The sequence below is a fragment of the Chryseobacterium sp. GW821-FHT04C04 genome (assembly GCF_059420365.1).
On sequence record NZ_JBWKTO010000012.1, the window covers coordinates 1 to 5,365 of the forward strand.

At 47.3% G+C, this 5,365-nt stretch carries 2 tRNA genes and 3 rRNA genes; all 5 read left to right on the forward strand.

Annotated features, from left to right (window positions below):
* Positions 1-28: 28 nt before the first annotated feature.
* The 5 genes from AC07UM_RS23705 to rrf all read left to right on the forward strand — a co-directional run bounded on the left by AC07UM_RS23705 (position 29) and on the right by rrf (position 5,336).
* A 16S ribosomal RNA gene (locus AC07UM_RS23705) occupies positions 29-1,545 on the forward strand.
* A gap of 213 nt (positions 1,546-1,758) precedes the next feature.
* Positions 1,759-1,832: transfer RNA gene (locus tag AC07UM_RS23710), tRNA-Ile, on the forward strand.
* 93 nt (positions 1,833-1,925) lie between these two features.
* Positions 1,926-1,999, forward strand: a tRNA-Ala gene (locus AC07UM_RS23715).
* Positions 2,000-2,327: 328 nt separating this feature from the next.
* Positions 2,328-5,086: ribosomal RNA gene (locus AC07UM_RS23720) — 23S ribosomal RNA — on the forward strand.
* 142 nt (positions 5,087-5,228) lie between these two features.
* Positions 5,229-5,336, forward strand: a 5S ribosomal RNA gene (gene rrf / locus AC07UM_RS23725).
* The 16S, 23S and 5S rRNA genes sit together here with 2 tRNA genes alongside, the layout of an rRNA operon.
* Positions 5,337-5,365 lie beyond the last annotated feature (29 nt).

Below are 5,365 nucleotides of genomic sequence, written 5' to 3' on the forward strand. Positions count from 1 at the left end.
AAAAACTTTGAGTGAGTCAGACAAACATACAATGGAGAGTTTGATCCTGGCTCAGGATGAACGCTAGCGGGAGGCCTAACACATGCAAGCCGAGCGGTAGAGTTTCTTCGGAAACTTGAGAGCGGCGTACGGGTGCGGAACACGTGTGCAACCTGCCTTTATCTGGGGGATAGCCTTTCGAAAGGAAGATTAATACCCCATAATATATTGACTGGCATCAGTTGATATTGAAAACTCCGGTGGATAGAGATGGGCACGCGCAAGATTAGATAGTTGGTGAGGTAACGGCTCACCAAGTCTACGATCTTTAGGGGGCCTGAGAGGGTGATCCCCCACACTGGTACTGAGACACGGACCAGACTCCTACGGGAGGCAGCAGTGAGGAATATTGGACAATGGGTGAGAGCCTGATCCAGCCATCCCGCGTGAAGGACGACGGCCCTATGGGTTGTAAACTTCTTTTGTATAGGGATAAACCTACTCTCGTGAGAGTAGCTGAAGGTACTATACGAATAAGCACCGGCTAACTCCGTGCCAGCAGCCGCGGTAATACGGAGGGTGCAAGCGTTATCCGGATTTATTGGGTTTAAAGGGTCCGTAGGCGGATCTGTAAGTCAGTGGTGAAATCTCACAGCTTAACTGTGAAACTGCCATTGATACTGCAGGTCTTGAGTGTTGTTGAAGTAGCTGGAATAAGTAGTGTAGCGGTGAAATGCATAGATATTACTTAGAACACCAATTGCGAAGGCAGGTTACTAAGCAACAACTGACGCTGATGGACGAAAGCGTGGGGAGCGAACAGGATTAGATACCCTGGTAGTCCACGCCGTAAACGATGCTAACTCGTTTTTGGTTTTTCGGAATCAGAGACTAAGCGAAAGTGATAAGTTAGCCACCTGGGGAGTACGTTCGCAAGAATGAAACTCAAAGGAATTGACGGGGGCCCGCACAAGCGGTGGATTATGTGGTTTAATTCGATGATACGCGAGGAACCTTACCAAGGCTTAAATGGGAAATGACAGGTTTAGAAATAGACTTTTCTTCGGACATTTTTCAAGGTGCTGCATGGTTGTCGTCAGCTCGTGCCGTGAGGTGTTAGGTTAAGTCCTGCAACGAGCGCAACCCCTGTCACTAGTTGCCATCATTAAGTTGGGGACTCTAGTGAGACTGCCTACGCAAGTAGAGAGGAAGGTGGGGATGACGTCAAATCATCACGGCCCTTACGCCTTGGGCCACACACGTAATACAATGGCCAGTACAGAGGGCAGCTACACAGCGATGTGATGCAAATCTCGAAAGCTGGTCTCAGTTCGGATTGGAGTCTGCAACTCGACTCTATGAAGCTGGAATCGCTAGTAATCGCGCATCAGCCATGGCGCGGTGAATACGTTCCCGGGCCTTGTACACACCGCCCGTCAAGCCATGGAAGTCTGGGGTACCTGAAGTCGGTGACCGTAACAGGAGCTGCCTAGGGTAAAACAGGTAACTAGGGCTAAGTCGTAACAAGGTAGCCGTACCGGAAGGTGCGGCTGGAACATCTCATTTTAGAGCGTCTTAAAGACGATAAACAAAATTAGTATCGCAAGATACAAGTACTTACTTAAAGTAAAGCTTTAGTTTTTTGTTTGGTTGCTTATATTAAAAATACAAAACCCACTAGAAATTAGTAAAGGGATTGAGAGAGACAAAGAAGAAAGAAATTAGAGAGAGACGAATGGTCTGTTATCTATTGATCTATTTTCTTTACGTCTAACAGACAGTCTCGTAGCTCAGCTGGTTAGAGCGCTACACTGATAATGTAGAGGTCGGCAGTTCGAGCCTGCCCGAGACTACTAATTAAGGAGTTAGGTTATAGGATTTAGAGATTAGGGAATAGCGCAAGCTAAAGACTAAAAACGAAACACCAAGAACTAACAACACTAGAGGGGGAATTAGCTCAGCTGGCTAGAGCGCCTGCCTTGCACGCAGGAGGTCAAGGGTTCGACTCCCTTATTCTCCACAGAGTTACAGCGATGTAACAAGAATAGAAGATATTTATAAAATAAAACATAGGATTTTAGCCGATAGGGGCTAGAGCGTCCCGATTCATCGGGGAGGTCAAGGGTTCGACTCCCTTATTCTCCACAGTTTTGGAAGACTGATTTAAAAGTTACGGATAGAGCCAAAAACAATATCTGTTCATCAGTTGTACAAGAAGACATTAAGATCATTGACATTAACGGTAAAGACATCACAAAGAGATAACCGAGCACTTTCGAGTGCCGAGTTTATAAAAATATCGATAAATTTAATTTATCAAAAAATACTGAACTAATATAATTATTAGGAAAGAAATCGTTAAGGGCGTATGGCGGATGCCTAGGCTTTCAGAGGCGACGAAGGACGTGGTAAGCTGCGAAAAGCTGCGGGGATTGGCACACACGAATTGATCCGCAGATGTCCGAATGGGGCAACCCGGCTGGTTGAAGACCAGTCACCTCTTAGGAGGAGCAAACCCGGAGAACTGAAACATCTAAGTACCCGGAGGAAAAGAAATCGAAGAGATTCCGTAAGTAGTGGCGAGCGAAAGCGGATTAGCCCAAAAGCTAATATATGTTTAATAGAATGTTCTGGAAAGAACAGCCGTAGAGGGTGATAGCCCCGTAAATGAAAGGCATATTTGAGTGATAAATGAGTAGGGCGGGACACGTGAAATCCTGTCTGAATATGGGGGGACCATCCTCCAAGGCTAAATACTCCTGAAAGACCGATAGTGAACAAGTACTGTGAAGGAAAGGTGAAAAGCACTTCGAATAGAAGGGTGAAATAGAACCTGAAACCGTACGCCTACAAGCGGTCGGAGCACCTATATGGTGTGACGGCGTGCCTTTTGCATAATGAGCCTACGAGTTAATTTTACTAGCGAGGTTAAGGTATTAAGTACCGGAGCCGGAGCGAAAGCGAGTCTGAATAGGGCGTATAGTTAGTAGGATTAGACGCGAAACCTTGTGATCTACCCATGGGCAGGTTGAAGCTCTGGTAACACAGAGTGGAGGACCGAACCGGTTGACGTTGAAAAGTCTTCGGATGACCTGTGGGTAGGGGTGAAAGGCCAATCAAACTGGGAGATAGCTCGTACTCTCCGAAATGCATTTAGGTGCAGCGTCGTATATAAGTTTATTAGAGGTAGAGCTACTGATTGGATGCGGGGGTTTCACCACCTACCAATTCCTGACAAACTCCGAATGCTAATAAATGTTCTACGGCAGTGAGGGCATGGGTGCTAAGGTCCATGTCCGAGAGGGAAAGAACCCAGACCAACAGCTAAGGTCCCAAAATATATGTTAAGTTGAAGCAACGCGGTTGGACTGCATTGACAGCTAGGATGTTGGCTTGGAAGCAGCCATTCATTTAAAGAGTGCGTAACAGCTCACTAGTCGAGCGGTCCGGCATGGATAATAATCGGGCATAAACATATTACCGAAGCTATGGATTTGTACTTTATGTACATCTGGTAGGAGAGCATTCTATTTGCGCCGAAGCAGTACTGTGAGGTATTGTGGAGCGGATAGAAAAGAAAATGTAGGCATAAGTAACGATAAAGCGGGCGAGAAACCCGCTCACCGAAAGACTAAGGTTTCCTCAGCCATGCTAATCAGCTGAGGGTTAGTCGGGACCTAACGCGAACCCGAAAGGGGTAGTGGATGGACAATGGGTTAATATTCCCATACTTGCTCACACTAAAAAGGGGACGGAGTGCCGTACTTACTGGAGACTGACGGAATAGTCAAGGCCTAGCCTTCGGGCGAAGCTGCTGTAGGGAAAGTGCTTCCAAGAAAAGCCGAAGTGAAGCAACCCGTACCAAAACCGACACAGGTAGTCGAGGAGAGAATCCTAAGGTGCTAGAGTGAATCATGGTTAAGGAACTAGGCAAAATAGTCTCGTAACTTCGGGAGAAGAGACGCCATCAGCAATGGTGGCCGCAGTAAAGAGGCCCAGGCGACTGTTTATCAAAAACACAGGACTCTGCAAAATCGAAAGATGCAGTATAGGGTCTGACACCTGCCCGGTGCTGGAAGGTTAAGGAAGGTGCTTAGGGTTAAACCGAAGGCATTGACTGAAGCCCCAGTAAACGGCGGCCGTAACTATAACGGTCCTAAGGTAGCGAAATTCCTTGTCGGGTAAGTTCCGACCTGCACGAATGGTGTAACGATCTGGGCACTGTCTCAACCATGAGCTCTGTGAAATTGTAGTCTCGGTGAAGATGCCGAGTACCCGCAATGGGACGAAAAGACCCTGTGAACCTTTACTATAACTTCGTATTGACTTTGAGTAAGTAATGTGTAGGATAGGTGGGAGGCTTTGAAGCTTGCACGCTAGTGTAGGTGGAGCCAACGTTGAAATACCACCCTTTACTTACTTGGAGCCTAACTTCTGAATGGAAGGACATTGCGTGGTGGGTAGTTTGACTGGGGTGGTCGCCTCCAAAAGAGTAACGGAGGCTTTCAAAGGTACCCTCAGCACGCTTGGTAACCGTGCGTAGAGTGTAATGGCATAAGGGTGCTTGACTGTGAGACCAACAAGTCGATCAGGTGCGAAAGCAGGACATAGTGATCCGGTGGTTCCGTATGGAAGGGCCATCGCTCATAGGATAAAAGGTACTCCGGGGATAACAGGCTAGTCTCCCCCAAGAGCTCACATCGACGGGGAGGTTCGGCACCTCGATGTCGGCTCGTCACATCCTGGGGCTGGAGAAGGTCCCAAGGGTTGGGCTGTTCGCCCATTAAAGTGGCACGCGAGCTGGGTTCAGAACGTCGTGAGACAGTTCGGTCTCTATCTATTGCGGGCGTTAGATGTTTGAGAGGGCTTGATTCTAGTACGAGAGGACCGAATTGAACAAACCTCTGGTGTATCAGTTGTACCGCCAGGTGCACTGCTGAGTAGCTACGTTTGGAAGAGATAAGCACTGAAAGCATATAAGTGCGAAACTCGCCTCAAGATGAGACATCTTTTAAGGGTCGTTGGAGATGACGACGTTGATAGGCTATAGGTGTAAAGACAGTAATGTCATAGCCAAGTAGTACTAATTACCCGTAGATTTATAGCCTAATAAGGCGCACGAAAGTGCAGCAAGGTTACCTCTTTGTGAACGTTTTTATCGATTAAATCAGGTAGCAGATGTTAGCTATCAGGTAGCAGGGAAAACCTGCAGCCTATTACCTACATCCTGCAACCTTATATACCTTCTTTAGGGTGGTTTTAGCGGTGGGGCTCACCTGTTCCCATTCCGAACACAGAAGTTAAGCCCACCAGCGCCGATGGTACTGCTAACGCGGGAGAGTAGGCCGCCGCCAGTTTTTATTTTATTTTTAAAAAGTCCTTTATC